Raw genomic sequence first — 25,276 nt, forward strand, 5'->3', positions numbered from 1 at the left:
GGCGTGGCAGGGGGCTTTTCCGTCGTCATGATGAGGCGCACCTCAGCGGGACTGCTGCGCCGGAACGCCCCGGGTGATCGGCTCGTCCTCGGCGGGCGCACCGGCGGCGGCGACAGCCGCACCCGTGAGCGTCGCCAGCATCTCGCGGACGTTCGTCAGCTGGGCGTTGATCGAGTCGCGACGGTTCGTCAGCGCCGCCAGCTCGCGCTCCGATTCGCTGCGGATACGGTCCGCCTTGGCGTTGGCGTCCGCCACGATGTCCTCGGCCTGACGCTGGGCCGTCTCCACCGTCTGACGGGCCCGGCGCTCGGCGTCGGTGCGCAGCTTCTCGGCCTCCAGGCGGAGCTGCTCCGCGCGGTGCTCGATCTCCGCGAGGCGCTTCTCGGCCTTCTGCTGACGCGAGGCCAGGTCGCGCTCGGACTGCTCGCGGCGCTTGGCCAGGTTCGTCTCGAAGTCCGCGGCGGCCTGGGCGGCCTTGGCGCGGGTCTCCTCGAAGAGGGCGTCCGCCTCCTCGCGCTTCTGCTGCGCGTCCTTCTGTGCCTCGGAACGCAGCGCGGAGGAGTCGCTCTTGGCCTTCTCGACGATCCGGACGCCCTCGTCCTCGGCCTTGGACTTGCGCTCGGCGGCGAACGACTCCGCGTCGTTGCGCACCTGCTGGGCTGCGGACTCGGCGAGCTCGCGGTGCTGCTCGGCAGCCCGGCGGGCCTCCTCGCGCAGGTCCTTCGCCTCCTCCTCGGCGAGGCGGAGGATCTTCTCGACGCGCGCGCCGAGGCCGGCGTACGACGGCTCGGCGTCGTTCACCTGGGCCTGGGCGTTCTGTGTCTCGAGGTGGAGTTCCTCGATGCGCTTTTCCAGAGCAGTGATTCGAGCAAGAGCGCTGTCACGGTCGGAGACGAGCTTGGAGATACGTTCGTCCACCTGAGCGCGGTCGTACCCACGCCGCACAAGCTCGAAGCCGTAGGGGGAAGTGTCGCTCATGGGGTTCCTGTCGAATGAGACCGGTGAGGTGATAGAGGGAATCCTAGGGGTCAAAGCGGCGTGTCAACGAGTAGATGCCCGTTTGATCTGGAGAATGACACCCCTTTTGAGTGGCGTAGCGGCGGAGCGCTTGCCAGACGAAGGGTCGAAGGTCCTTGCGAAGCACGACAGTTGCCCTCCTGGCTAGCCCTCTGACCCCTTGCCACTCGAACGTGTGGCCCCCGCAGTGGCGCCCGCCTTGACGCCACCGTCCTTGCCCCCGCCGCCGGACGGCGTCTCAAAGGATTCCAACGCCTCCAGCACGTCCTGGACACGGGAGATCTCGGCGTTGATGTCCGAGCGCCGGCGGACCAGCACATCGAGCTCACGCTGCCCCTTCTCGATCATGGCCGTGGCCTCCGCCTCGGCATCGGCCTTGATCTTTTCCGCCTCGCGGGTGAGCTCGGCCTTTTTCTGCGAGGCCTCCTTGAGCAGGCCCTCGGCCTTCTTCACCGCGGCGATCCGGACCTTGCCGGCCTCCGAACTGGCGTCGTTGAGCAGGTCCTTGGCCTTGGTCTGCGCCTCGGTCAGCTGCTCCTCCGCGGCCTTGACCAGCGCGTCGCACCGCTCGCCCGCGTTCTTCATCGCCTCCGACGACTCGCGTCTGGCGCGGTCGTGCAGCTCCTCGATCTCGCCCGTGACGCGGTCGCGCAACTCCTCGGCGCGCTCCCTGATCTGGGTCGCGTCCCGGCGGGCGCCGACGAGCAGCTCGTCCGCGTCCGTACGGGCCTTCTCCACCCGCGAGTTGCCCTCGTTGGTGCCCTCGGAGATCAGCCGCTCGGCCTCCTTGCGGGCCGCGCCGACCATCATGTCGGCCTGCGCCTCGGCGTCGGCGGTCGTCTTCTGCGCCGCCTCCTGGGCCTCGCGCGTCAGCTTGTCGGCCTCCACCGTGGACTCCGTGATGAGCGTGTCGACCTGCTCCGCGGCCTCCGTACGCCGCTTGTTGGCGTCCTTGCGGGCCTCGTCGAGCGTGCGCTCGGACTCCTCCCGCGCCGCCGCCGTCATCCGCTCGGCCTCCGCCGCGGCCGCCGCCTTGACCCGCTCGGCCTCGGTGCGGATCCGCTCGGCGTGCTGCTGCGCGGAACCGACCGTCTCGGCGGCCTCGGCGCGCAGCCGCTCCGCGTCGCCGGTCGCGTCCGCGATCAGCTTCTCGGCATGGGCGACGGACTCGGTCCGCAGCCGCTCGGCCTCGGTCCGCGTCTCGTTCGTCAACTGCTCGGCGGCCGCCGTCGACTCGGCGCGCAGCCGCTCCGCCTCTGCGGTCGCACCGGTGACGAGCTCCTCGGCCTTCGCGGTCGACTCGGCGCGGACCCGCTCCGCCTCCGCGTTCGTCTCCGTCGTCAGGCGCTCGGCCTCGCTGACGGCCTCACCGATGAGGCTGTCGGCCTGGGCGGCCGCCTCGTTGCGGATCCGGTTCGCGTCGTCGCGGGCCTCCGCCCGCGTACGGGAAGCGTCCTGGTCGGCGCCCGTACGGAGATCCGACACCTCCGTGCGCACCCGCTGGGCGTGCTCGGACGCCTCTGTGCGCAGCCGCTCCGACTCGGCGATGGCCTCCGAGACGGTGCGCTCCGCAAGGGACTTGGCCGCCTCCGACTCGGCGTTCGCCTCGCTGCGGATCCGGTTCGCGTCCTCGCCGGCCCGCTCGCGCTCCGCGTAGGCGTCGGAGCGGACCCGGTCTGCCTCGTCCTGCGCCTCCTGCTTCGTGCGCTCCGCCGCGTGCTCGGCGGCGCTGCGCAGCCCGGTGATCTCCTCCTGGGCCTGCTCCTGAAGCCCCGCCACGGAGTCGCGGACCTGCTGCGCCGTCTGCTCGGCGGTCGACACCATCTCGGTCGCCCGGCGGTCCGCGTCCTCGACGAGCCGGGCGGCCTCGGCCTGCGCCTCGTCGACCCGGGCCCGCGCCACCGCGAGCAGTTCCTCGCTCTGCTCGCGAGCCCGCTCGCGCTCCTGGTCGGCCTCCTGGCGCGCGCTGCCGAGCGTCTCCTCGGCCTCCCGGCGCCGGCGCCCGGCCTCCTCCTGTGCGGCGGCCAGCGTCTCGGCCGCCTCCGTGGCGATCCGCTCCGCCGCGTTCTGCGCCTCGGAACGGATCCGGTCGGCGGACTCCTGCGCCTCCGTCTTGAGCCGCTCGGCCTCGGTGGCGGCGTCGGAGCGCAGCCGCACCGCGATGTTCTCCGCCTCGGCACGGGCCGTCGAGGCGTCCGCCGCGGCCTCCGTGCGCAGCCGCTCGGCCTCCGTCTCGGCCTGCGCCTGCAGCGTGCGTACGCGCTCGGCGGCCTCGGACCTCAGGCGCTCGCCCTCGTCGGCCGCCTCCTTGCGCAGCCGCTCGGACTCGGCGCGCGCGTCGTTCAGCGTCGTCTCGGACGCGGTGAGGCGCTCCTCGGCCTCCGTGTGCAGCCGGGTCAGCTCGCGGGCCGCCTCGTCCTGCCGGGTGCTTATGGCGCGCTCGGTCTCGTCCTTGAGCTCCTGCGCCGCGCGCTCCGCCTCGGACTTGGTGGCCTCCGCCTGCTCCTCGGCCTCGGTGCGGTACCGCTCCGCTTCCGCGCGCGTGCGCTCCAGCGTCTCCTCGGCCTGCTTGCGCAGCGACGTGGCCCGCTCGATGGCCTCGGTGCGCACCCGCTCGCTCTCGGCGGTCGCCGAGGCCCGCAGCTCGTCCCCGTCCGTGCGCGCTTTGGAGAGCAGCTCCTCGGCGGTCCTGGCCGCCTCCTCGATCTGCTGGACGGCCTCGCGGCGGGCCTCCGCCCGGATCCGCTCGCCCTCCTCGACCGCCTCGGCCCGCAACTGCTCGGCCTCGCCGCGCAGCCGCCGGGCCTCCTCCTGGAGCTCGACGGTCTTGGCGCGGTACTCCTTGGTGTCGTCCTTCGCGGTGCCCTTGAGCTCCTCGGCGATGTCGTGCGCCTCGGCGCGCAGCCGGTCCGCCTCGGCCTCGGCCTCCGCGCGGATCCGCTCGGCCTCCTCGGTGGCGGCCTTCGTCGTCGTCTTCGCTTCCTCGGACGCCTTGTTGAGTACGTCCTCGGCGGTACGGGCGGCCTTCGCGAGCTCGCCCGCGGTCTCCTCGGCCGTGACCGTACGGGCCTTCTCCTTGGCGTCCGCGATCAGCTGCTCGGCGTCGGCGCGTGCGGTGGCGACGAGCTGCTCGGCCTCGGCCCTGGCGGTCTCGGCCTCTTTGGTGGCCTCCCCGACGAGGCGGGCCACCTGCTCCTTGGCCGTACGCGTGCGCTGCTCGTTGGCCGACTCGGCGCTCGCGAGCTGCTTGCTCGCGGCGTCCTTGGCCTCGCTCAGGACCTTCTCGGCCTCGGCACGGGCCTCCCGCAGCGCGGTGTCGGCCTCGCTGATGCGCTGCTCGGCGGCGCGGCTCAGCTCGGTGGCCTGGCGGCGCGCGGCGTCCGACTCGGCGGTCGTCGACGTCCGCAGCTGCTCGGCGTGGTCGGTGGCCTCCTGGGCCTGCGCCCCTGCCGCGTTCAGCAGGCGCTCGGCGTCCTGCCGGGCGCGGGCCAGGATCGCCTGCGCCTGCGCGCTCGCGTTCTCCGCCTCGCCGGCCAGGCGGCGGCGGGCCTCCGCCGCGACCCGCTCGGCCTCCGCGCGGGCGGCGGCCAGCGCCTGGTCCGCCTCGGAGCGCGACTCGTCGAGCAGCCGTCTGGCCTGCTGTTCGGTGCGGGCGCGCAGCTGCTCGGCCCACTGCACGTTCTCGTTGACGTGGGTCTCGACCGTGCGGCGGCGCTCGGCCAGCTCCTGGTCGAGCTGCTGGCGCCGGGTGACGGCCTCGGAGTGCAGCTCCGACTGGAGCCGGGACTGCTGCTCGGCATGCTCCTGGAGGATGCGCTGCGTCTGCGCGCGGGCCTCGCGCAGCTCGCGTTCGGCGTCGGCACGCAACTGCTCGGCCTGCGTCTGGGCATTACGAAGGAGCTGCTCGGCCTGGTAGCCGATGTCCGCCCCGTCGTAGGCAGGCCGGGTCGCGAGGCTGCGCCGCGCCTCGTGCAGCTTGGCGCGCAGCACCTCCACCTGGTAGCCCAGGTCCTCGGCGTGCTGGACGGCCTTCTCCCGCTCGGTCTTCAGCCGGTCCATCTCGGCTTCGAACCGCGAGAGATGGTCGGTCTCAGCCGGCTTGTGGCCGTCCTGGCTCTCGTAGCCCCGCACTGCGCGGTCCCATCCGTCCCCTGGTCGCAAGTTCTTCCTTACGAGCCTCGTCCGTCCGCCGAACGGGGCTCCCGGGGAATGGTGTCAGATCAAAAACGCCGGCGCCCCGGGCTTGCTCGTGCGCAGCCCGACCTGCCCCGACCCTCGTCCCCCGATACCCGGACCCCGGCCCACGGCTGTCCCGTCGTCCCGCTTGCACGCGACAGCCACCCCTTAACCCTACCGGCCCAAGTATGTGGAGGTCAGTGCTCCGTCGACTCCTGTGGGGCAGCAGTGACGAGTTCGGTCAGCACGCCGTGGCAGTCCTTGGGGTGCAGGAACGTGATGCGGGACCCCATCGACCCCCGTCGCGGCTCGTCGTACAGAACGCGTACACCCTTCTCGCGGATGTCCGCGGCATCGCCGTCGACATCCGCCGTACCGAAGGCGATGTGGTGCACTCCCTCACCGTTCTTGGCCAGCCACTTGCCCACCGCGGAGTCCTCGCGCGTGGGTTCGAGCAACTGGAGGTAGGAGGCGCCCCCGTCGCTCGTCTCATTGATCTTGAGCATGGCCTCGCGCACGCCCTGCTCCTCGTTGACCTCGGTGTGGAACACCTCGAAGCCGTACGTGGCCCGGTAGAACTCGACGGTCGCGTCGAGGTCGTGACAGGCGATCCCGATGTGGTCGATTCGCGTCAGCATGCTGTAAGTGCAGCGCGGTTCCCGGCGGTTACGCAACGTGCGCGCGATCACAATTGCCGGGCGGTGACGTGCGGCGTACCGCTCAGTACATTCGGGTAAACCCTCGTTCACTCCTCCTCCCTCAAGGGGCCGTGTCTCATGTCTGGAACGACCGGTACCACCTCAGTGATCGTCGCGGGCGCGCGCACGCCCATGGGCCGTCTGCTGGGGTCCCTCAAGTCATTCTCCGGAGCCGATCTGGGCGGCTTCGCGATCAAGGCCGCCCTCGACCGTGCGGGTATCGGTGGCGACCAGGTGCAGTACGTGATCATGGGCCAGGTGCTGCAGGCCGGGGCGGGGCAGATCCCGGCGCGCCAGGCCGCGGTCAAGGCCGGCATCCCGATGAGCGTGCCGGCGCTCACGATCAACAAGGTCTGCCTGTCGGGCCTCGACGCGATCGCGCTCGCCGACCAGCTCATCCGCGCCGGCGAGTTCGACATCGTGGTCGCCGGCGGCCAGGAGTCCATGACCAACGCGCCGCACCTGCTGCCCAAGTCCCGCGAGGGCTACAAGTACGGCGCGGTCGAGATGCTCGACGCGATGGCGTACGACGGCCTGACGGACTCCTTCGAGGACATCCCGATGGGCGCCTCGACGGAGAAGCACAACACCCGCCTCGGCATCGCCCGCCCCGCGCAGGACGAGGTCGCCGCCCTCTCCCACCAGCGGGCCGCCGCCGCGCAGAAGAACGGCCTGTACGAGGCCGAGATCACGCCCGTCGAGATCCCGCAGCGCAAGGGCGACCCGGTCCTGTTCAGCAAGGACGAGGGCATCCGCGCCGAGACGACGGTGGAGTCGCTCGCCAAGCTGCGCCCCGCCTTCGCCAAGGACGGCACGATCACCGCCGGCACGTCGTCGCAGATCTCGGACGGTGCCGCCGCCGTGGTCGTGATGAGCAAGGCCAAGGCGCAGGAGCTCGGCCTGGAGTGGATCGCCGAGATCGGCGCCCACGGGAACGTGGCGGGCCCCGACAACTCGCTCCAGTCGCAGCCGTCGAACGCGATCAGGCACGCCCTGGACAAGGAGGGCCTGGAGGTCGGCGATCTCGACCTGATCGAGATCAACGAGGCGTTCGCGGCCGTCGCGGTGCAGTCAATGAAGGATCTCGGGGTGTCCTCGGAAAAGGTGAACGTCAACGGCGGCGCCATCGCCCTCGGCCACCCGATCGGGATGTCCGGCGCGCGCATCGTGCTGCACCTCGCCCTGGAGCTGAAGCGGCGCGGCGGCGGCGTCGGCGCGGCCGCGCTCTGCGGTGGCGGCGGTCAGGGTGACGCGCTCGTCGTGCGGGTACCGAAGGCGTAGTCGTTGTTGCCCGGCTGTCTGTACGTGCCTGAGTGAACGGAGCTGTGATGCAGGACGTCCCCACGCTGGTGGCCCAGGCGAGAGAGGGCAGGCCGCGCGCCGTGGCCCGGCTGATCTCGCTGGTGGAGGGGGCGTCCCCGCAGCTGCGTGAAGTCATGGCCGCGCTCGCGCCGCTCACCGGGAACGCGTACGTGGTCGGGCTCACCGGCTCACCCGGCGTCGGCAAGTCGACATCGACATCGGCGCTGGTCAGCGCGTACCGGCGGGCCGGGAAGCGGGTCGGCGTGCTGGCCGTCGACCCGTCCTCGCCGTTCAGCGGGGGCGCGCTCCTCGGTGACCGGGTGCGGATGTCCGAGCACGCCTCCGACCCGGGCGTCTACATCCGCTCGATGGCCACCCGCGGGCACCTCGGCGGTCTCGCGTGGTCCGCGCCCCAGGCGATCCGGGTGCTGGACGCGGCCGGCTGCGACATCGTCCTGGTGGAGACCGTGGGCGTCGGCCAGTCCGAGGTCGAGATCGCCGCGCAGGCCGACACGAGCGTCGTGCTGCTCGCCCCCGGGATGGGCGACGGCATCCAGGCGGCCAAGGCCGGAATCCTGGAGATCGGCGACGTCTACGTGGTCAACAAGGCCGACCGGGACGGCGCCGACGCCACCGCGCGCGAGCTGAACCACATGCTGGGCCTCGGCGAGGCCCGCGCGCCGGGCGACTGGCGCCCCCCGATCGTGAAGACCGTCGCGGCGCGCGGCGAGGGCACCGACGAGGTCGTCGAGGCGCTGGAGAAGCACCGCGCGTGGATGGAGGAGCGCGGAGTGCTCGCCGAGCGCCGGGCCTCCCGCGCGGCCCGCGAGGTGGAGACGATCGCGGTGACCGCGCTGCGCGAGCGGATCGGCGATCTGTCGGGGGACCGGCGGCTCGGAGCGCTGGCCGAGCGGATCGTGGCCGGCGAGCTGGATCCGTACCGGGCCGCGGACGAACTGGTGGAGGGAATCACCGGCAACTGAGTTCCAGCTGCTGTCTCCTGAGACCTTCTGTGGGTCCTGAGCCACTGCTAGATTGACCCGCATGTATTTCCTCTGTGCTTAGAACTCCGGTGCGTCGACGCCCCGTTGAGTTCTTTCGCATGCCCGGAGGAAAACCATCATGTACGCCGCTGTACTGCGGACCCCGTATGCCCTGCGCACCTTTGGCGCCGCCCTGCTCGGACGCCTTTCGTACGGGACCGTCTCCCTCTCCCTGATGCTCGCGGCCAAGGCGGCCACCGGCTCCTACGCCGTCGCGGGCACCGTCATGGCGCTGTTCGGCGCCGCCGGTGTCTTTCTCTCGCCCCTGCGCGCCCGGTTCATCGACCGGTACGGGCCGCGCCGCGCGCTGACCCCGATGGCCCTGGGATACGCGGCCCTGCTCGGGGTGCTCGCCGCCGTGACCTGGCGGCCCGGCGTCCCCGGGTGGCTGCTCGTCGCCCTTGCCCTGTGCGCGGGGGCCGCGATGCCGCCGCTCGGTCCGACGATGCGGACAGTGTGGTCCCAACTCCTGCCCGACCGACGCCTTTTGCAGCGCGCCTACAGCCTCGACGGAGTCGCGGAGGAGCTGCTCTTCGTGTCCGGTCCGCTCATCGTGGGCGTGCTCGTCCTGTTCGCGCCCGCCGCGTTCGGCGTCGCCCTGAGCGCGGCGCTCGTCGCGGCCGGCACGCTGGTGTTCGTGGCCTCGCCCGCGGTGGGGGCGGTGGCTCCGACGGGCCGGCGGGGTCACCGGGAGGAGCGGGCGAAGGTGCTGGGCCGGGTCGGGCGGCCCGTGATCGTCACGCTCGGGGTCGGCATCGCGCTCGGCGCCGCCGATCTGCTCGTGCTGGCCTTCGCCGAGGACCGCGGGCGGGCCGACGCGGCGGCCTGGGTGCTGGCGGCCCTGTCGGCGGGCAGCGCCGTGGGCGGGCTCGCCAACGGCGCCGTCGACTGGCGGCGCCCCGCCCGCTCCCGGCTGACCCTGCTGTCCCTCGGACTCGCGGCGGCCCTGGGCGCGGCGGCCCTGGCCCCCGGGCTGCTCGCCCTCGCGGGGGCGGCGGCGTGCGTGGGCCTGTTCGTGGCGCCCGCACTGACGACCGCCTACCTCATCGCGGACGACGCGGTGGACCCGGGCCTGCGCACCCAGGCGGGCGCCTGGGTCAACACCGCGGTGAACGCGGGAAGTTCGGGCGGCGCGGCCGGCGTGGGCCTGCTGGTGGGCCGCTACCCGCTCCCCGTGTGCTTCGCGGCGGCGGCAACGGCCCCGCTGCTGGCGGGCCTGACCACGCTGACAAAAACTCAAGCCCCGCAAAACCAAGCCCCTCCGGCGATTGAGGAGCGGGGCCCGGGGCAGAGCCCCGTGACCCGCGCTCCCAGCTCGGGACGACCGTCCAAAACCCCTCAGTCGTCGTCGCCGTCGTCACCCGCGTCACCCGCGGAGTGATCCACCGACACCGCACCCGACTGGAAGTCGACGTGCCAGTCCTGCTGCTTCCCGTCGGCGGAGGTCGTCTCGACCTCCCACACCTTGACCGAGCCGTCGTCGTCCGCGTCCACGGAGGTCACCGTCCCCTTGGAGGCCGCGGCGCGAGCCGCGTCCTCCGCGGACGTGGAGGCCCCCTTCAGCGCGGAGGCGACCCGCGCCGCGTCACCGGCGTCATCGTCATCGGCCTTCTCGACATGGGAGCCGAGCACCTTGCCGGTGCCGGGGTCGACGTCGACGTCGTGCCAGGTGTTGCCGGAGCCGATGACGTCGACCTCCCAGACCAGGCGGCCGTCGTCGGAGTCGAGGTCGGCGCCCACGGCGACGCCCGGCGTGTGCTTCAGCGCGGCGGCGATCGCGTCCTCGGCCTTGACCTTGGCGCCCTTCGCCTCGTTCGTGTTCTCCTGCGCGTCGCTGACGCCGTCGTCCTTGATCCGCACACTGGAGTGCGAGCCCGACGAGCCCGACGAGCCGCTGTCGGCGACGGCCACGGTGGTGGCGGTGCCCGCTCCCAGCAGGGCGACGGCGGTGATGGCGGCGATGGCGGTCGTACGGCGCTTCATGAGGTTCTCCAGTTCGTCGTCCGGTGCCGCGCTTTTGGTGGTGCTCGGCGCGACGGGAACCAACCTGCCCGAGTGACCCTGAAGCCCCGCTGAAGGAGCCTGAAGGTTTCTTCAGGCTCGACCTGCGACCCTGACCGACATGCGCTTGCTGATAATCGAGGACGAGAAGCGGCTCGCCCTGTCGCTGGCCAAGGGGCTCACCGCGGAGGGCTACGCCGTCGACGTGGTCCACGACGGCCTCGAAGGGCTGCACCGGGCGAGCGAGGGAACGTACGACCTGGTCGTCCTCGACATCATGCTGCCGGGCATGAACGGCTACCGGGTCTGCGCCGCCCTGCGCGCCGCGGGCGACGACGTGCCGATCCTGATGCTGACCGCCAAGGACGGCGAGTACGACGAGGCGGAAGGGCTCGACACGGGCGCCGACGACTACCTGACGAAACCGTTCTCGTACGTCGTCCTCGTCGCCCGCGTGAAAGCGCTGCTGCGGCGCCGGGGGAGCGCGGGCAGCGCCTCGCCCGTGCACACCGTCGGACCGTACGCGGTGGACACCGCGGCACGCCGCGTCACCCACGCCGAGGACGGCGAAGTCGCCCTGACCGCCAAGGAGTTCTCCGTCCTGGAGCAGCTCGTGCAGCGCGCCGGTGAGGTGGTGTCCAAGGGCGACATCCTCGACCACGTATGGGACTTCGCGTACGACGGCGATCCGAACATCGTCGAGGTGTACGTCAGCGCCCTGCGCCGCAAGCTCGGCGCCTCCCTCATCCACACCGTGCGCGGAGCCGGATACAGGCTGGAGATCCCCAGGTGAGGCGGGTCCTCGGCTCCGTAAGAGCGCGCGCGGCGCTCGCCGCAACCCTCGTCGTCGCCGTCGCCCTGCTGGCGGCCGGCACCGCCGTACTGCTCGCCCTGCGCTCCAACCTCACCGAGCAGGCGGGCAGCGCCGCCGACTCGGGCGCGCACCGTGTCGCCACGTCCCTGGCCACCGGTACCGCGCCCGGCGCCCTCGACCTGGATGATGAGGACCAGCCGGTGCAAGTCGTCGACGACGACGGCAGGTTGGTGGCCGCATCCGAGGACCTGGAACGGATCAGTGGCGCCGGTACGGATGCGGTGAAGCCCGTCCGGGCCCGGACCGACGACGACGGGGACGACCACGGCGGCGACGACAGTGGCAAGGTCTCCGACTCGACCGACTACAGCGAAGGCAGCGCGACCGTCGACGGGGACAGTGCCGACTACCGGTTCGCCGCCGTCGAGGTGGAGGACACCGCGTACGGCACCCTGACCGTGTATGCGGGCGCCCCCCTCTCGGCCCAACAGAGCGCTGTCTCCACGGCGTTGACCTCGATGCTGATCGGTTTCCCGGTGCTGCTCGTGGTCGTCGGCGGCGTCACCTGGCTGGTGACGCGGCGCGCGCTGCGGCCCGTCGAGGGCATCCGCGCCGAGATGGCCGCCATCACCGCGTCCCAGGACCTGGCGCGCCGGGTGCCGGAGCCGGGGACGCACGACGAGGTGGCACGGCTCGCGCGGACGACGAACGAGACCCTCGCGGCTCTGGAGGATTCCGTGGAGCGGCAGCGCCGGTTCGTCGCGGACGCCTCGCACGAGCTGCGCAGCCCGATCGCCAGTCTGCGGACCCAGCTCGAAGTCGGCGCCGCGCACCCCGGGTTGCTCGATGTGGGGGGCGCCGTCGAGGACACCGTACGACTGCAGGAGCTCGCCGCCGATCTGCTGCTCCTTGCCCGGCTCGACGCGGGGGAGAAGCCCGGCGGCGCCGAGGTCGATCTCGCGGCGTTGGTCCGCGAGGAGCTTTCGCAGCGCACCGGCGACCGTCACCCGATCACCGCAGAAATCACGGGTGGCGCTCAAGTCGCGGGATCCCGGAGCCAGTTGGCGCGGGTGCTCGGCAATCTGCTGGACAACGCGCAGCGGCACGCCCGTACCGGCGTGCAGGTCGCGATGTCCAGCAAGGGCGCCGCGGGCGCCGCGGGGAGCCGGGTGGTGCTCACGGTCGCGGACGACGGCGACGGCGTGCCGGAGGGCGAGCGGGAGCGGATCTTCGAGCGGTTCGTACGGCTCGACGACGCACGTTCCCGGGACGGCGGCGGTGCGGGCCTCGGCCTCGCCATCGCCCGGGACGTGGCCGCGCGGCACGGCGGCACGCTGACGGTGCGCGCCGCGCCGGGCGGCGGAGCCCTTTTCGAACTCGGGCTTCCGCTGGGCCGGTGCCCTTGAGGGCCGGCCGTCAGCTGGGGAAAAACGTGCGGAAAAGTTGGGTCACGGGGGAAGTCGGCGGTCCTCCGTGGTCCCGGGAATTCGCAGGTGTCACGGTTTGCCGCGCTGCGAACGCAGGTGGTCGGCGATGGGCGTGAGCGCCTTGTGGAGGTTGCCGAGGTCCTCCGGCGCGACGAGGTCGACGAAGTGCTGCCGCACGGACGCCACATGGTGCGGGGCGACCTTCTGCATGGTCTCCAGGCCGAAGTCGGTGAGTACGGTATAGAGGCCGCGCCGGTCCGACTCGCAGTTCTCACGGCGTACCAGGCCCGCGTTCTCCATGCGGGTGATCTGGTGCGAGAGCCGGCTCTTGGACTGCAGGGTCGCCGCAGCCAGGTCGCTCATCCGCATCCGGAGCCCCTCGGCCTCGGAGAGGTTCACCAGGATCTCGTAGTCGTTCATCGTCAGGCCGAAGGGCTGGAGATCCCTTTCCAGCTGATAGTTCAGCAGCCTGTTGACCTCCAGGTGGGTGCGCCAGGCGCACTGTTCCTCGTCGGTCAGCCACGGCGTGGCAGTTTCGGTCTCCATGAAATCGATTCTACCTAAGAAGTTGAAAAGCGAACGAATGTGGGGGCTGTGACACCTCACACCCCAGCTGTGCTCAAGGACTCACGAAAAGGGGTCACGCGTTCGACGTCACACTCCGCAGACTACCGCTCACAGCCCGAAGCGACGCTGGAGGTCTCCGAGCTGTCCGGGAAGGCGCGGTGCCGCCGATTGGCCCGGGCCCGCGCCCGGCCCGCCGCCGGGCACGCCCGCCTGGTGAGGCACGTCACCCGTCGAGCGCTCGGGCATCAACGCCTCGCTGGACTGCAGAAGCACCGTCCCCGCACCCACGAACTCGAACTGGTGCTCCTCGCCGGAGACCCCGCCGACGCCCGTCATCGCACGTAGACCGCCGATCACGCCCGTCAGGTACGCGTGGTCGTAGTGATGGCACGGCGACGGACAGTCGGCCCAGCCGACCAGAGCCTGTGGGTCCACGCGCAACGGCGGTTCCATGAAGACCACGGGGCCGTTCGAAGCGGCGACGAATTTGCCGGTGCCAATGAGTGTCAGAAACCCCGGCACAATCGATTGCTTGAGCGCGAGAGTTGGCTGAAAAGCGAGCAGATTGCCCGCGCGGATGGTCAGGTTGCCGTCGTCCAGGTCGTACGAGTTCACGTCGAAGGCCCGGTCCGCGAGGAGCATCTTGCCGCTGCCCTCCGCCACCACCCAGTCGCTCGCGTGCAGCGGCGAATGGAACGAGGTGCGCACGAGCCGGTCGAGCCGGCCGTGCCCGATGCCGTTGAACTCCATCCGCCCGTAGTAGGCGATCATCTTGCCCTTCTGCAGGAACCACTGGCTGCTCTTGAGTTCCACGCAGAAGGTGTACGCGTTGACGTTGTCGTCGACGGGCAGCGTCATGGGGTCGAAGACCACAGGGCCGGTCACAGCTTCTCCTCCGAGGCCTGGACGTACACCGCACCGCTCCCGCTGAGCTCCAGCTGGAACGCCTCGCCGCTGCCGCGGCCCACCATGTCCCGCCAGCCGAGGGCCGTGGACAGCTTGTTGCGCACGTCCCCGTGATGGGCGACGTACGCCTGGGGGTCGACGTGCACCGGGTTCTGCGGCGAGATCGGCACCTCGATGATGCCGCCGTGCGCCATCACGGCCACGGACCCCTGGCCCTTGAGCGTCGTCGTGAACAGCCCCTGCCCGGTGACCTGCCCGCGCACCATGCCCATGACGCCGCCCTGCGCGCCCATGAACATCGTGCCCTGCTGCAGCGTCCCGTCGAAGGCGAGCAGCCGGTCCGCCTCCACGTACAGGGTGTCGCCGGAGAGCGTGATCACCTGCACGTGATGCCCGCCGTGCCCGAACAGCACGGTCCCGCTGCCCTCGACGGTCATCAGCGGCGTCGCCTCATTGGCCACCCGCCGCCCGAGCATGGACATCACCCCTCCCTGCCCGCCCTGGACGTTGGGCGTGAAGGAGACGTCGCCCTTGTACGCGAGCATCGCGCCGCGCTGGCTGTAGAGGCGCTGACCTGGCAGGACGGCCGCCTCGATCACCTTGGAGTTGATCTCACGGAAGGGCATCTCACACATCCCCCGCGATCGTGTTGCGCTCACTGGGCTGTACGTAGACGAGCCCGTCGCCCTCGAACCGGATCTGGAACGCCTCGCCACCGCCCTCGCCCAGGAAGGTACGGAAGGTGACGCCCGCCTGGAACGACTGGTGCAGATTGCCCTGGTGCGCGATGTACGCGCCCGGGTCGACGGTCAGCGGGTAGTCACGGTTGACCCGGAGGACCACGGCCGGGCCGTCACTCATGATCGCCGCCTGCCCGTGCCCCTCGACGGTCGTCGTGAACAGGCCGTTGCCCTGCGAGGCGCCGCGCATCCCGGTGAAGGAGGTGCCGGTCCGCAGGTTCGCATCCGTGCACAGCAGATTGCTCGACTCGACGTACAGCTTGTCCCCGCGCAACGCGACCAGATTGATCTCACTGGCCCGGTCGGCGAACCAGCAGGTCCCCTGCCCCTTCACTTCCATCACCACCATCTGCTCGCCGGTGATGCGGCGCGTCACCATCCCTCGTACCCCCTCGCCACCCCCGCTCAGCTTCTTGAACGCCATCCGGCCGTCGTACGCGACCATCGAGCCGTTCTTCGCCTTCACGCTGTCGCCCGTCATGTCGACGGCGAGCATCTTGCTGCCCTGGAGCCGGAACGTTGCCACGCGTCGAAGGTAGCCGCCCCGGGGAGCCCGCCGACAGGCCCCGTAGGAGGCGATGCCACAATGAGAAACGCTTGTGCGCACATTCACAAGATCAACGTGCGCATCACCGCCTGCATCACCGCACGCAGTAACACCCTGTACCGACACCCGTACCAACAGCCCGTACCAACGCCCGCCCGCCGCTTCTGCCGAAGGTGCCCCGTGGACATCAAGACCGCCTCCGCCCTCCGCCGCCTCCGCCTGGTCTCCGCGCCCGAGGCCGTCTCGTTCCTCCTGCTCATCGTCTGCTCGGTCCTGAAGCGCACGACCGAGTTCAACGCGGTGCCGGTCATGGGCATGGTGCACGGTGTGCTGTTCGTGCTCTACGTGCTCTTCTGGCTGGACGCCTGGAACCGTACGAAGTGGAGCTTCGGCCGCGCCGCGCTCTACTTCATCCTCTCCGTCCTGCCGACCGGCGGCTTCTTCGCCGAGCGCAAGCTCAAGCGCGAGGCGGACAACGCGGTCAACCTGGCGATCGCCGCCCGCGCCCGCCAGGAAGGGATCGTGAACGCATGATCGTCGCCTTCTCCGTGACCCCCCTCGGGGTCGGCGAGGACGTAGGGGAGTACGTGGCCGACGCGGTCCGCGTGGTCCGCGAATCCGGCCTCCCGAACCACACCGACGCGATGTTCACCTCCATCGAAGGCGACTGGGACGAGGTCATGGACGTCGTCAAGCGCGCCGTCGCCACGGTCGAGGCGCGGGCGCCCCGGGTCTCTGTGGTGCTGAAGGCGGACATCAGGCCCGGGGTCACCGACGGTCTGTCCTCGAAGGTGGCGACCGTGGAGCGGCACCTCGCCGACGGCTGAGCCGTCCGCGTCCTGGACAGAGGCCCTTTACCTCACTCGCATGCGCCCTCTGGTTCGACACGCCGAGAAAACTCACCTTTTGTGAGGTTATCGGCACGTTCGATCACCAGAACCTGGAGGGCGCTGTGCGGCCTGAGGGCTATGACTACAACACGTACAGCAGGCTCGCCGGGCCGCTCACCGAGCCGCCCGGCGGCGGCAGCTACGAGGTGCGGTACATATCGCTGCTCTCCCGCGCGCCCCACCGAATACGCGCCGTCCTGCTGATGACCCTGGCCCCCGTGCTCACCGGGGTGCTGCTCGTCTATCTCGTCTGGCCCACCCACTGGGTGGAACGCGAGGGAGGCGAGAGCTGGCTCGTCTCCCTCGACATCGCGATGCTCGTCGCGATCGGGCTCATCGAGCTGTTCATGCTCGTCAACGTCCTCTCGATCGCCCACGCGACGATCGTGGCCAGGGACCCCGTCCCCGTCACCCCCGAGCAGGACACCCGGGTCGCGTTCCTCACGACGTACGTCCCCGGCAAGGAACCCCTCGCGATGGTGCGGGCCACCCTCGAAGGGGCCGTGCGCGTCACACACGACGGGCCGCTCGACGTCTGGCTCCTCGACGAGGGCGACGACGAGGCCGCCAGGGCGCTCTGCACCGAACTCGGCGTCCGGCACTTCACCCGGCGCGGCATCCCCGAGTGGAACCAGAAGAAGGGCCCCCACAAGGCCCGTACCAAGCACGGCAATTACAACGCCTGGCTCGCGATGCACGGCGACGACTACGACTTCTTCGCCTCCGTCGACACCGACCACGTGCCCGTTCCGGAGTTCCTGCAGCGGATGCTCGGCTACTTCCGCGACCCGGACATCGCGTTCGTCGTCGGACCGCAGGTCTACGGCAACTACGACTCCCCGGTCACCAAGGCCGCCGAGTCGCAGCAGTTCCTCTTCCACGCGCTGATCCAGCGGGCCGGCAACCGCTACCGGGCGCCCATGTTCGTCGGCACCAACAACATCGTGCGGATCTCCACGCTCCAGCAGATCGGCGGGCTCGTCGACTCGGTCACCGAGGACATGGCGACCGGCTTCGAGATCCACCGCCGCAAGAACCCGGCCACCGGCCACAACTGGCGCTCGGTCTACACCCCCGACGTGCTCGCCGTCGGCGAGGGCCCCGCCTCCTGGACGGACTTCTTCACCCAGCAGATGCGCTGGTCACGCGGCACGTACGAGACGCTGTTCAAGCAGTACTGGAAGGCACCTTTCACGATGCCGCCGGGCCGCCTCTTCTCGTACACGATGATGCTCGTCTACTACCCCATGACGGCCGTCAACTGGCTGCTCGGCGTGATCAGTTGCGTGCTGTTCCTGTGGTTCGGGGCGAGCGGCACGGAAGTCTCCGCCGCCGTCTGGCTGATGCTCTACAGCGACGCGGCCGCGCTCCAGATCGGCCTCTATCTGTGGAACCGGCGGCACAACGTCTCCCCGCACGAACCCGAGGGCTCGGGCGGCCTCGCGGGCATGGCGATGTCGGCGATCTCCGCTCCCATTTATCTGAGGTCGCTCGGCGCGGCGCTGCTGGGCCGTCCCAGCCGCTTCGTCGTCACCCCCAAGGGCGGCGACGTGAGCCCCGACCGGCTGCCGACGTTCCGCATCCACATCTTCTGGGCGGTCGTCCTCGCGACCTCGCTCGCGGCGTCCGTCGTCCTCGACCACACCCATGCGGCCATGCGTACGTGGGCGGTCCTCGCCCTGTGCATCGCGCTCGCGCCGGCCGTGGTGTGGGCGGCCACGCAGCGCCGCCGCGCGCCCGCACCCAAAGCCGAACCGGAGCCGGGCCCCCTCGCCGTGCCGCTGCCGGTCTCCAGCACGACCGGCACAGGAGGAAACTGAGCAATGGCCCCGATGCCTTACAGACCGATGTCGTACAGACCTTCCGCGCGCATGCGCAAGACGGTCCTGGGAGCGGGCGGCGTGGCCCTCCTCGTCGGCCTGAACGCCCCGGCCGCCTGGAACTTCGCCTCCGAGCGGTACTACGACTGGAAGATCGCCCAGCCCGGCTACCGGGCCGAGTACGGCTCCTGGTCCCAGCTCGACATCCCCCAGGAGTTCCGCACCAACGCCATCCACGCCACGCTGCTGCACACCGGCAAGGTGCTGATCGTCGCCGGTTCGGGCAACGAGCAGAAGAAGTTCGACGCCGGGTCCTTCGACACCATCCTGTGGAACCCCACGGCGAACACCTTCAAGAAGATCGCCACCCCCGAGGACTTCTTCTGCTCGGGGCACGCCCAACTCCCGGACGGGCGGCTCCTGGTGGCGGGCGGCACCGCCCGCTACGAGCTGCTCGACGGTGAGGTCAAGCGGGCCGGCGGCGGCATGCGCGTCAAGAACGAGAACCCCGACCGCCCGCTCGTGCTGAAGAAGGGCACCACGTTCCGCTCGCCGTCGGGAGTCGAGTACCGCTCCAAGTTCGACGTGACGGTGCCCAAGGCCGAGCGCGCCTTCGACGTCACGTACAACCGGGCCGGCGTCATGCAGCCGTGGAGGACGAGGACCAAGGCGAGCGAGGTCCGCGTCTTCGTCGAGGCGGCCGCCGACGGCGAGGAGTACGTCACCGACAAGCAGGCCCAGTACGAGATCGAGGGCCTCAGGGGCGACGACGCCGAGAACGCGTACGGGCTCTCCGAGAAGATCACCATGGACAAGCAGGACTTCCAGGGGATCAAGGCGGCCTACGAGTTCGATCCCGTCGCCGAGAAGTACCTGCCCGTGGACCCGATGGCGAAGGCCCGCTGGTACCCGACCCTGGTCGGCCTGGAGGACGGCAAGGTGCTCGCCGTGTCCGGGCTCGACGACGTCGGCGTCATCGACCCCGGCGACAACGAGATCTACGACCCGCGGACCAAGAAGTGGACGATGGGGCCCAAGCGGTACTTCCCCACCTACCCCGCCCTCTTCCTGACCAAGGGCGGCAAGCTCTTCTACCCGGCCTCCAACGCCGGGTACGGGCCCGCCGACAAGGGCCGGGTGCCGGGCCTGTGGGACCTCAGGACGAACAAGTTCGAGCGGGTGCCCGGCCTGACCGAGCAGGACGCGACGGAGACGTCGGCGTCGCTGCTGCTGCCTCCGGCGCAGGATCAGAAGGTCATGATCCTTGGCGGCGGTGGCGTCGGCGAGTCCGAGAGGGCCACCTCACGCACGGCGGTGGTGGACCTGAAGAAGGACAGCCCGTCCTTCCGGACCGGCCCCCAACTCCCGCAGGGCACGCGGTACTTGAACAGCGTCATCATGCCGGACGACTCCGTCTTCACCACGAACGGCTCCTCCGACTACCGCGGGCGCAGCGCCAGCAACATCCTCAAGGCGCAGTTCTACAACCCCGCGGACAACGCGTTCCACGACGCCGCGTCCCCCAGGGTCGGCCGCAACTACCACTCCGAGGCGCTGCTGCTGCCCGACGGACGCGTGGCCACCTTCGGCTCCGACCCGCTCTACGACAACGAACAGAACACCAAGCTCGGCCACTTCGAGCAGCGCATGGAGATCTACACGCCGCCCGCGCTGCACCGCGGCGCAGGCAAACGCCCCGGGCTCGGCGCGGGCCCCGAGATCCTTCCGGCGGACGGCAGGGCGACGTACCGGACGGAGCACGCCGACCGGATCGTCAGGGCGAGGCTGCTGCGGCCGTCCTCCGTGACGCACACGACGGACGTGGAGCAGCGCTCGATCGCACTGGGCCTGACGAAGACCGCCGGTTCGGTGACGGTCGACGTCCCCCGGGACCCGACGCTGGTTCCGCCGGGCTGGTACATGCTGTTCGTGTCGGACGCGGACGGTGTGACCTCAGAGGCGAAGTGGCTCCAGGTGAAGTGACCCCGCCGGGAGCCCGTGCAGTCCGTGCAGTCCGTGCAGTCCGTGCGATCCGTGCGGTTCAGGCCGTCGCGTTCCGGGCCAGCCCCAACGCGTACTCCGCCCACCAGGTCCCCGCGGCGGGGCCGCCCCGGCAGGTCCCGTCGGACTCGCCCGGCCGCTTGACCCACAGGTACGCGTCGACCAGGGCGTCACCCGTGTCCGTGGTCGGGGCGGAGCCCAGCGCCCGGCCGGGCGGGTTGCACCAGGCGTCGGCCGGGTCGTCCTGGTACGGGCCGACGCCGTTGCGGCTCGTGTCCACCACGAAGTGCGCCCCGCCGAGCAGTCGTGAGAGCCGGCGGCCGTACTCCGTACTGGCCCGGTCGGTCTGGAAGTTGGAGACGTTCAGCGAGAAGCCGTCCGCCCTGCCGATCCCGGCGCGGCGCAGCGGCTCGACGAGTTTGCCGGCGTCGGGGATCCAGTCGGGGTTGCCCGCGTCGACGTACACCTTGGTGTGCGGCTGCTTCTTCAGGCGGTCGATCGCCGCCGAGATCAGCTGATAGCGCTCTTCCTGGTACTCGGCCGGGGTGCAGCCGTCGACGACGTGCCCGAGCGCGTCCGGTTCGAGGACGACCATCGCCTTGGTGTCGCCGATGCCCGTCGCGAACGCGTCGACCCACTGGTAGTAGAAGTCGGCGTCGTGCGCGCCGCCCGCCGAGTGCTGCCCGCAGTCGCGGTGCGGAATGTTGTACGCGACCAGGACCAGCGTCTTGCCCGCCTTCTCGGCCTGGGCGCCGGCCTGCGCGATCGCGGGCCGGGGATAGTCGCCCGGCACCCACATGGCCTGCGGGCGCCGGGCGATGCGCCGGATGGCGGCCGCGTCGGAGGAGCGGCCCTGCTTCTCCCACTGGTCGGCCTGGCCGGCGGCGGCGGAGGCCGGGTCGACCCAGAACGGGGACGAGTCGCCCGCGGCACTCCCCGAGGGGGCGGTCTGGCCGGCGGCCTCCGCGGCGGTGCCGCGTCCGCCGTCGATCGCGGAACAGCCGGTGGCGAGCACGGTTACGAGGAGCGCGGCGCCGGCGAGGGCGAGCGTGCGCGCCGGTGTGTGGATGGACGGGACGGACATCCTGACCCCTCGTTCGGAGCGGTTCGATCAACGCATCGGCTGTTTTCTGGCAATCGTGGCATAAGGGATGCTCATTGAGGGGGATTGCCGCCGCGGTGCACCGGGCCGTGTGGAGAGCCAATCGGCCAAAGGCCGAGACGGGGCTGACCACCATGTGACCGGCCGGTAAGGTCGGGGCCGTGTCAAAGCCGCTCAGCCTTGCCTTCGATCCGATCGCCCGCGCCGATGAACTCTGGAAGCAGCGCTGGGGGTCCGTGCCGTCCATGGGCGCGATCACCTCCATCATGCGCGCGCACCAGATCCTGCTCGCCGAGGTCGACACCGTCGTCAAGCCGTACGGACTGACTTTCGCGCGCTACGAGGCGCTGGTGCTGCTCACCTTCTCCAAGGAGGGGGAGTTGCCCATGTCGAAGATCGGCGAGCGGCTCATGGTGCACCCGACGTCCGTGACGAACACGGTCGACCGGCTGGTGCGCTCGGGCCTCGTCGACAAGCGCCCCAACCCGAACGACGGCCGCGGCACGCTGGCCACCATCACCGACAAGGGCCGCGAGGTCGTCGAGGCGGCGACGCGCGACCTGATGGCGATGGACTTCGGGCTCGGGGTGTACGACGCGGAGGAGTGCGGCGAGATCTTCGCGATGCTGCGGCCGCTGCGGGTGGCGGCGAAGGATTTCGACGAGGAGTGAGCGGGCCCGGCTGAAGATCGCGCAAAACGGGCAGTTAGGCTCGACCCATGAAGAAGAGCGTGCTGACCCGCTACCGCGTCATGGCCTATGTGACCGGTGTGCTTCTGGTCCTCCTGTGTCTCGGCATGATCGCCAAGTACGCGTTCAAGATGGACGGCGCCGGTGACGCCACGCAGGTCATCGCCATCGCGCACGGCTGGCTGTACGTCGTCTACCTGGTGGTCGCCTTCGACCTCGGGTCCAAGGCGAAGTGGCCGGTCGGCAAGCAGCTCTGGGTCCTCCTCGCGGGCACCATCCCGACCGCCGCGTTCTTCGTGGAGCGCAAGATCTCCGCGGAGCTGGAGGCGAAGGTCGCCGGCGACGCCGGGAATCTCGCCAAGGCGTAGCGGCCGCTTCCTGGCGGCCGGCTCCAGGGCAGGGGGAGCCCGGGGCCGTCAGCCATCGACATTTACTAGGACGTCCTAGTAAATTGGAGGGCATGGGAAGCATGGACGCTGACGCCATCGCGGAGGGCCGCCGCCGCTGGCAGGCCCGGTTCGACTCCGCCCGCAAGCGGGACGCCGACTTCACGACGCTCTCCGGCGATCCGGTCGAGCCGGTCTACGGGCCGCGGCCGGGGGACACGTACGACGGATTCGAGCGGATCGGCTGGCCCGGCGAGTACCCGTTCACCCGTGGCCTCCACCCGACCGGCTACCGGGGCCGCACCTGGACCATCCGCCAGTTCGCGGGGTTCGGCAACGCCGAGCAGACCAACGAGCGCTACAAGATGATCCTGGCCGCGGGCGGCGGCGGGCTCTCCGTCGCCTTCGACATGCCCACGCTCATGGGCCGCGACTCCGACGACCCGCGCTCGCTCGGCGAGGTCGGGCACTGCGGCGTCGCCATCGACTCGGCCGCCGACATGGAGGTCCTCTTCCAGGACATCCCGCTCGGCGACGTCACCACGTCGATGACGATCAGCGGCCCGGCGGTCCCGGTCTTCTGTATGTACCTGGTGGCGGCCGAGCGGCAAGGGGTGGACCCCGCCGTCCTCAACGGCACGCTGCAGACCGACATCTTCAAGGAGTACATCGCGCAGAAGGAGTGGCTCTTCCAGCCCGAGCCGCATCTGCGTCTGATCGGCGACCTGATGGAGCACTGCGCCGCGTCCATCCCGGCGTACAAGCCGCTCTCGGTCTCCGGATACCACATCCGCGAGGCCGGTTCGACGGCCGCGCAGGAACTGGCGTACACGCTGGCGGACGGCTTCGGTTACGTAGAGCTGGGGCTGGCGCGCGGCCTCGACGTGGACGCCTTCGCCTCGGGCCTGTCCTTCTTCTTCGACGCGCACCTCGACTTCTTCGAGGAGATCGCCAAGTTCCGCGCGGCCAGGAGGATCTGGGCCCGCTGGATGCGCGACGTGTACGGGGCGCGGAGCGACAAGGCGCAGTGGCTGCGCTTCCACACCCAGACCGCCGGCGTCTCGCTGACCGCCCAGCAGCCGTACAACAACGTCGTACGCACCGCGGTGGAGGCGCTCGCGGCGGTGCTCGGCGGGACCAACTCGCTCCACACGAACGCCCTCGACGAGACGCTCGCGCTGCCCAGCGAGCAGGCGGCCGAGATCGCGCTGCGCACGCAGCAGGTACTGATGGAGGAGACCGGCGTCGCCAACGTCGCGGATCCGCTGGGCGGTGCCTGGTACGTGGAGCAGCTCACGGACCGGATCGAGGCCGACGCGGAGAAGATCTTCGAGCAGATCCGTGAGCGCGGGCTGCGGGCGCACCCCGACGGGCAGCACCCCATCGGCCCGATGACGTCCGGGATCCTCCGCGGGATCGAGGACGGCTGGTTCACCGGTGAGATCGCCGAGTCCGCCTTCCAGTACCAGAAGTCGCTGGAGAAGGGCGACAAGCGGGTCGTGGGGGTCAACGTCCACCACGGGTCCGTCACCGGTGACCTGGAGATCCTGCGGGTCAGCCACGAGGTGGAGCGGGACCAGGTCCAGGCCCTCGGCGACCGGAAGGCGGCCCGGGACGACGCCGCGGTGCGCTCCGCGCTCGACCGGATGCTGGGTGCCGCCCGGGACGGGTCCAACATGATCGGCCCGATGCTTGACGCTGTGCGGGCGGAGGCGACGCTCGGGGAGATCTGTGGGGTGCTCCGCGAGGAGTGGGGCGTGTACACGGAGCCGGCCGGGTTCTAGCGGGTCCCGTCTGCCGGGTGCGGGCATCGTCGTGGCTGGTCGCGCAGTTCCCCGCGCCCCTGGGGCGTGCGGCTTCGCCGCTGCCCCCTGAAATGGCGCACGCAGTGCGCATTTCAGGGGCGCGGGGAACTGCGCGAGAAGTCCCCACCGGCCCGCAGCGGACGGCGAAACCGAACCCGGCACACACAAACGGCATCACAACCCCCCGACAGGGTAGGCGCGGGCACGTCAACTGTCCCCGTAACCCACGGAGTACCCCGTGCCGCTGCCCCGGCCCCCCTTCACCCGCACCACGACCACCGCGGGACTCGCCGCCCTGACCCTGCTCGGAGGCATCGTCATCGGCGGCTCGGGAGCGGTGAGCGCGAGTCCGCCGGCGGAGCCGAAGGTGCAGAACACGTTCGACTCCCTCGGCCCGGACGTGCACGCGGCGAAGCTGCCGAGCGGGCGTACCGCGCACTACACCGACTCGGGCCCCGCGGGCGGCACCCCGGTCCTCTACATCGGCGGCACGGGGACCAGCGCCCGCGCCGTCCACATGACCGACTTCTTCCGTACCACCAGAGCGGATCTGGGGCTGCGGCTCATCTCCGTGGAGCGCAACGGCTTCGGCGACACGGAGTACGACCCCGCCCTCGGCAAGGCCGACTTCGCCACCGACGCGCTCGAGGTCCTCGACCGGATCGGCGTACGGAACTTCAAGGTGGTCGCGATATCCGGCGGCGGCCCGTACGCGGCCGAGCTCGCGGCCCGAGCGCCCGAGCGCGTCACCGCGCTGCACCTCGCCGCCGCCCTCCCGCCCTACGGCACGAAGCCCGCTTACTGCGGACTGTCCGACGACAAGCTGGCCGACGCCGTCAAGGACCAGATCAGGGACCCGCGCACCTGGTGGGCGTTCCCCGACGACAGCCCGGTCAAGTCCATTCCGGGGTTCGCCGACACCGCGTACGAGGACGGCGCCCGGACGTACAACCAGCGCGGCCAGCAGGCCGACCCGGCGCCGCAGGTGCACGAACAGAAGCTGTACTGCCAGCGCCCGGGCCCCGACCTGTCGAAGCTCTCCGCGCCCGTCTTCCTGTACGGCGGCGACAAGGACACCACGGTCCCGCCCGCCACGCTGAAGACCTGGCGGGCCAGCCTCCCGGCCGGAGCGCGCGTCAAGACCCGTACGTACGCCGACTCGGCCCATGACGTCCAGTACCGCCACTGGGACCAGATCCTGGTCGACCTGGCAGGACGCGCGGACCGGACCGTCGTCTGCCACGGCAAGCACACCAGCACGCTCCCGGCGGCCGAGGCGGACCGCCTTGTCGACAAGAAGAAGGCGACGCTCGGAAGTTGTGCCTGGAACGACTGACCGGCACCG

Annotated in this window: 22 protein-coding genes; 13 read left to right on the forward strand and 9 right to left on the reverse strand. The window is 70.7% G+C overall.

The window, feature by feature from the left end; translation table 11 throughout:
- Positions 1 to 42 precede the first annotated feature (42 nt).
- From ACIREE_RS02860 to mce, 3 genes are all read right to left on the reverse strand, one after another.
- Positions 43 to 978: a cellulose-binding protein gene (locus tag ACIREE_RS02860; protein ID WP_404145184.1), complete on the reverse strand. Its 936-nt coding sequence runs from the start codon at positions 976 to 978 to the stop codon at positions 43 to 45.
- Positions 979 to 1,161: 183 nt separating this feature from the next.
- Positions 1,162 to 5,148, reverse strand: a complete 3,987-nt coding sequence (gene scy, locus ACIREE_RS02865) for a polarized growth protein Scy (RefSeq protein WP_404145186.1) — start codon at positions 5,146 to 5,148, stop codon at positions 1,162 to 1,164.
- A 242-nt stretch (positions 5,149 to 5,390) separates the two neighbouring features.
- A complete protein-coding gene (gene mce / locus ACIREE_RS02870; RefSeq protein ID WP_404145188.1) occupies positions 5,391 to 5,831 on the reverse strand; it encodes a methylmalonyl-CoA epimerase in 441 nt (146 codons plus the stop codon).
- A gap of 138 nt (positions 5,832 to 5,969) precedes the next feature.
- Between mce and ACIREE_RS02875 the strand changes: the two genes are divergently transcribed.
- The 3 genes from ACIREE_RS02875 to ACIREE_RS02885 all read left to right on the forward strand — a co-directional run bounded on the left by ACIREE_RS02875 (position 5,970) and on the right by ACIREE_RS02885 (position 9,617).
- Positions 5,970 to 7,172 (forward strand): acetyl-CoA C-acetyltransferase, encoded by a 1,203-nt coding sequence (locus ACIREE_RS02875; protein WP_404145189.1) that lies wholly within the window; start codon positions 5,970 to 5,972, stop codon positions 7,170 to 7,172.
- 47 nt (positions 7,173 to 7,219) lie between these two features.
- A complete protein-coding gene (gene meaB, locus ACIREE_RS02880; RefSeq protein ID WP_404145191.1) occupies positions 7,220 to 8,176 on the forward strand; it encodes a methylmalonyl Co-A mutase-associated GTPase MeaB in 957 nt (318 codons plus the stop codon).
- A gap of 139 nt (positions 8,177 to 8,315) precedes the next feature.
- A complete protein-coding gene (locus tag ACIREE_RS02885; protein WP_404145193.1) occupies positions 8,316 to 9,617 on the forward strand; it encodes an MFS transporter in 1,302 nt (433 codons plus the stop codon).
- On the opposite strand, the gene ACIREE_RS02890 is transcribed toward ACIREE_RS02885, so the two are convergent.
- Positions 9,575 to 10,219 (reverse strand): PepSY domain-containing protein, encoded by a 645-nt coding sequence (locus tag ACIREE_RS02890; RefSeq protein ID WP_404145195.1) that lies wholly within the window; start codon positions 10,217 to 10,219, stop codon positions 9,575 to 9,577. The genes ACIREE_RS02885 and ACIREE_RS02890 overlap by 43 nt on opposite strands.
- Positions 10,220 to 10,358: 139 nt before the next feature.
- Here ACIREE_RS02890 and ACIREE_RS02895 point away from each other — a divergent pair, with 139 nt between their 5' ends.
- Positions 10,359 to 11,030: a response regulator transcription factor gene (locus ACIREE_RS02895; protein WP_404145197.1), complete on the forward strand. Its 672-nt coding sequence runs from the start codon at positions 10,359 to 10,361 to the stop codon at positions 11,028 to 11,030.
- Positions 11,027 to 12,457, forward strand: coding sequence for an ATP-binding protein (locus ACIREE_RS02900; protein WP_404145199.1), 1,431 nt, complete (start codon positions 11,027 to 11,029; stop codon positions 12,455 to 12,457). The genes ACIREE_RS02895 and ACIREE_RS02900 overlap by 4 nt, the downstream gene beginning before the upstream one ends.
- A 90-nt stretch (positions 12,458 to 12,547) precedes the next feature.
- Here the strand turns inward: ACIREE_RS02900 and ACIREE_RS02905 are convergent, their stop codons facing one another.
- From ACIREE_RS02905 to ACIREE_RS02920, 4 genes are all read right to left on the reverse strand, one after another.
- Positions 12,548 to 13,024, reverse strand: coding sequence for a MarR family winged helix-turn-helix transcriptional regulator (locus ACIREE_RS02905; protein WP_404145201.1), 477 nt, complete (start codon positions 13,022 to 13,024; stop codon positions 12,548 to 12,550).
- Positions 13,025 to 13,153: 129 nt separating this feature from the next.
- Entirely contained in the window at positions 13,154 to 13,903 is a 750-nt protein-coding gene (locus tag ACIREE_RS02910; RefSeq protein ID WP_404145202.1) for an AIM24 family protein, read from the reverse strand.
- 23 nt (positions 13,904 to 13,926) lie between these two features.
- Positions 13,927 to 14,577 carry an AIM24 family protein gene (locus tag ACIREE_RS02915; protein ID WP_404145350.1) on the reverse strand — a complete coding sequence of 217 codons (651 nt, stop codon included), beginning with the start codon at positions 14,575 to 14,577 and terminating at the stop codon, positions 13,927 to 13,929.
- 1 nt (position 14,578) lies between these two features.
- Complete coding sequence (locus ACIREE_RS02920) at positions 14,579 to 15,217, reverse strand: AIM24 family protein (RefSeq protein WP_404145204.1); 639 nt, start codon at positions 15,215 to 15,217, stop codon at positions 14,579 to 14,581.
- Between the two features lie 201 nt (positions 15,218 to 15,418).
- Here ACIREE_RS02920 and ACIREE_RS02925 point away from each other — a divergent pair, with 201 nt between their 5' ends.
- From ACIREE_RS02925 to ACIREE_RS02940, 4 genes are all read left to right on the forward strand, one after another.
- On the forward strand, positions 15,419 to 15,772 hold the full coding sequence (locus ACIREE_RS02925; protein WP_404145206.1) for a DUF3817 domain-containing protein: 354 nt from the start codon (positions 15,419 to 15,421) through the stop codon (positions 15,770 to 15,772).
- Positions 15,769 to 16,065, forward strand: coding sequence for an MTH1187 family thiamine-binding protein (locus ACIREE_RS02930; RefSeq protein WP_363195895.1), 297 nt, complete (start codon positions 15,769 to 15,771; stop codon positions 16,063 to 16,065). Before ACIREE_RS02925 ends, ACIREE_RS02930 begins: the two co-directional genes overlap by 4 nt.
- A 125-nt stretch (positions 16,066 to 16,190) precedes the next feature.
- Positions 16,191 to 17,948: a glycosyltransferase family 2 protein gene (locus ACIREE_RS02935; protein WP_404145207.1), complete on the forward strand. Its 1,758-nt coding sequence runs from the start codon at positions 16,191 to 16,193 to the stop codon at positions 17,946 to 17,948.
- A gap of 27 nt (positions 17,949 to 17,975) precedes the next feature.
- Complete coding sequence (locus tag ACIREE_RS02940) at positions 17,976 to 19,931, forward strand: galactose oxidase-like domain-containing protein (RefSeq protein ID WP_404145209.1); 1,956 nt, start codon at positions 17,976 to 17,978, stop codon at positions 19,929 to 19,931.
- 58 nt (positions 19,932 to 19,989) lie between these two features.
- On the opposite strand, the gene ACIREE_RS02945 is transcribed toward ACIREE_RS02940, so the two are convergent.
- Positions 19,990 to 21,033: a glycoside hydrolase family 6 protein gene (locus ACIREE_RS02945; RefSeq protein WP_404145211.1), complete on the reverse strand. Its 1,044-nt coding sequence runs from the start codon at positions 21,031 to 21,033 to the stop codon at positions 19,990 to 19,992.
- 179 nt (positions 21,034 to 21,212) lie between these two features.
- Between ACIREE_RS02945 and ACIREE_RS02950 the strand changes: the two genes are divergently transcribed.
- From ACIREE_RS02950 to ACIREE_RS02965, 4 genes are all read left to right on the forward strand, one after another.
- Positions 21,213 to 21,722, forward strand: a complete 510-nt coding sequence (locus ACIREE_RS02950; protein WP_404145212.1) for a MarR family winged helix-turn-helix transcriptional regulator — start codon at positions 21,213 to 21,215, stop codon at positions 21,720 to 21,722.
- A 47-nt stretch (positions 21,723 to 21,769) separates the two neighbouring features.
- Positions 21,770 to 22,108, forward strand: a complete 339-nt coding sequence (locus tag ACIREE_RS02955; protein WP_404145214.1) for a DUF3817 domain-containing protein — start codon at positions 21,770 to 21,772, stop codon at positions 22,106 to 22,108.
- Between the two features lie 101 nt (positions 22,109 to 22,209).
- Complete coding sequence (locus ACIREE_RS02960) at positions 22,210 to 23,910, forward strand: methylmalonyl-CoA mutase (protein ID WP_404145353.1); 1,701 nt, start codon at positions 22,210 to 22,212, stop codon at positions 23,908 to 23,910.
- Between the two features lie 259 nt (positions 23,911 to 24,169).
- On the forward strand, positions 24,170 to 25,267 hold the full coding sequence (locus tag ACIREE_RS02965) for an alpha/beta fold hydrolase (RefSeq protein WP_404145216.1): 1,098 nt from the start codon (positions 24,170 to 24,172) through the stop codon (positions 25,265 to 25,267).
- Positions 25,268 to 25,276: the final 9 nt, after the last annotated feature.

Source organism: Streptomyces sp. NPDC102467 (assembly GCF_044765445.1).
In the GTDB taxonomy this organism is placed as follows: domain Bacteria; phylum Actinomycetota; class Actinomycetes; order Streptomycetales; family Streptomycetaceae; genus Streptomyces.

Bases quoted from the DNA above. Each gene is read 5' to 3' on its own strand.
- ACIREE_RS02860 (WP_404145184.1), bottom strand. From the start codon at position 978: ATGAGCGACACTTCCCCCTACGGCTTCGAGCTTGTGCGGCGTGGGTAC.
- mce (WP_404145188.1), bottom strand. From the start codon at position 5,831: ATGCTGACGCGAATCGACCACATCGGGATCGCCTGTCACGACCTCGAC.
- ACIREE_RS02875 (WP_404145189.1), top strand. From the start codon at position 5,970: ATGTCTGGAACGACCGGTACCACCTCAGTGATCGTCGCGGGCGCGCGC.
- meaB (WP_404145191.1), top strand. From the start codon at position 7,220: ATGCAGGACGTCCCCACGCTGGTGGCCCAGGCGAGAGAGGGCAGGCCG.
- ACIREE_RS02885 (WP_404145193.1), top strand. From the start codon at position 8,316: ATGTACGCCGCTGTACTGCGGACCCCGTATGCCCTGCGCACCTTTGGC.
- ACIREE_RS02890 (WP_404145195.1), bottom strand. From the start codon at position 10,219: ATGAAGCGCCGTACGACCGCCATCGCCGCCATCACCGCCGTCGCCCTG.
- ACIREE_RS02895 (WP_404145197.1), top strand. From the start codon at position 10,359: ATGCGCTTGCTGATAATCGAGGACGAGAAGCGGCTCGCCCTGTCGCTG.
- ACIREE_RS02905 (WP_404145201.1), bottom strand. From the start codon at position 13,024: ATGGAGACCGAAACTGCCACGCCGTGGCTGACCGACGAGGAACAGTGC.
- ACIREE_RS02910 (WP_404145202.1), bottom strand. From the start codon at position 13,903: ATGACGCTGCCCGTCGACGACAACGTCAACGCGTACACCTTCTGCGTG.
- ACIREE_RS02915 (WP_404145350.1), bottom strand. From the start codon at position 14,577: ATGCCCTTCCGTGAGATCAACTCCAAGGTGATCGAGGCGGCCGTCCTG.
- ACIREE_RS02930 (WP_363195895.1), top strand. From the start codon at position 15,769: ATGATCGTCGCCTTCTCCGTGACCCCCCTCGGGGTCGGCGAGGACGTA.
- ACIREE_RS02940 (WP_404145209.1), top strand. From the start codon at position 17,976: ATGTCGTACAGACCTTCCGCGCGCATGCGCAAGACGGTCCTGGGAGCG.
- ACIREE_RS02945 (WP_404145211.1), bottom strand. From the start codon at position 21,033: ATGTCCGTCCCGTCCATCCACACACCGGCGCGCACGCTCGCCCTCGCC.
- ACIREE_RS02955 (WP_404145214.1), top strand. From the start codon at position 21,770: ATGAAGAAGAGCGTGCTGACCCGCTACCGCGTCATGGCCTATGTGACC.
- ACIREE_RS02960 (WP_404145353.1), top strand. From the start codon at position 22,210: ATGGACGCTGACGCCATCGCGGAGGGCCGCCGCCGCTGGCAGGCCCGG.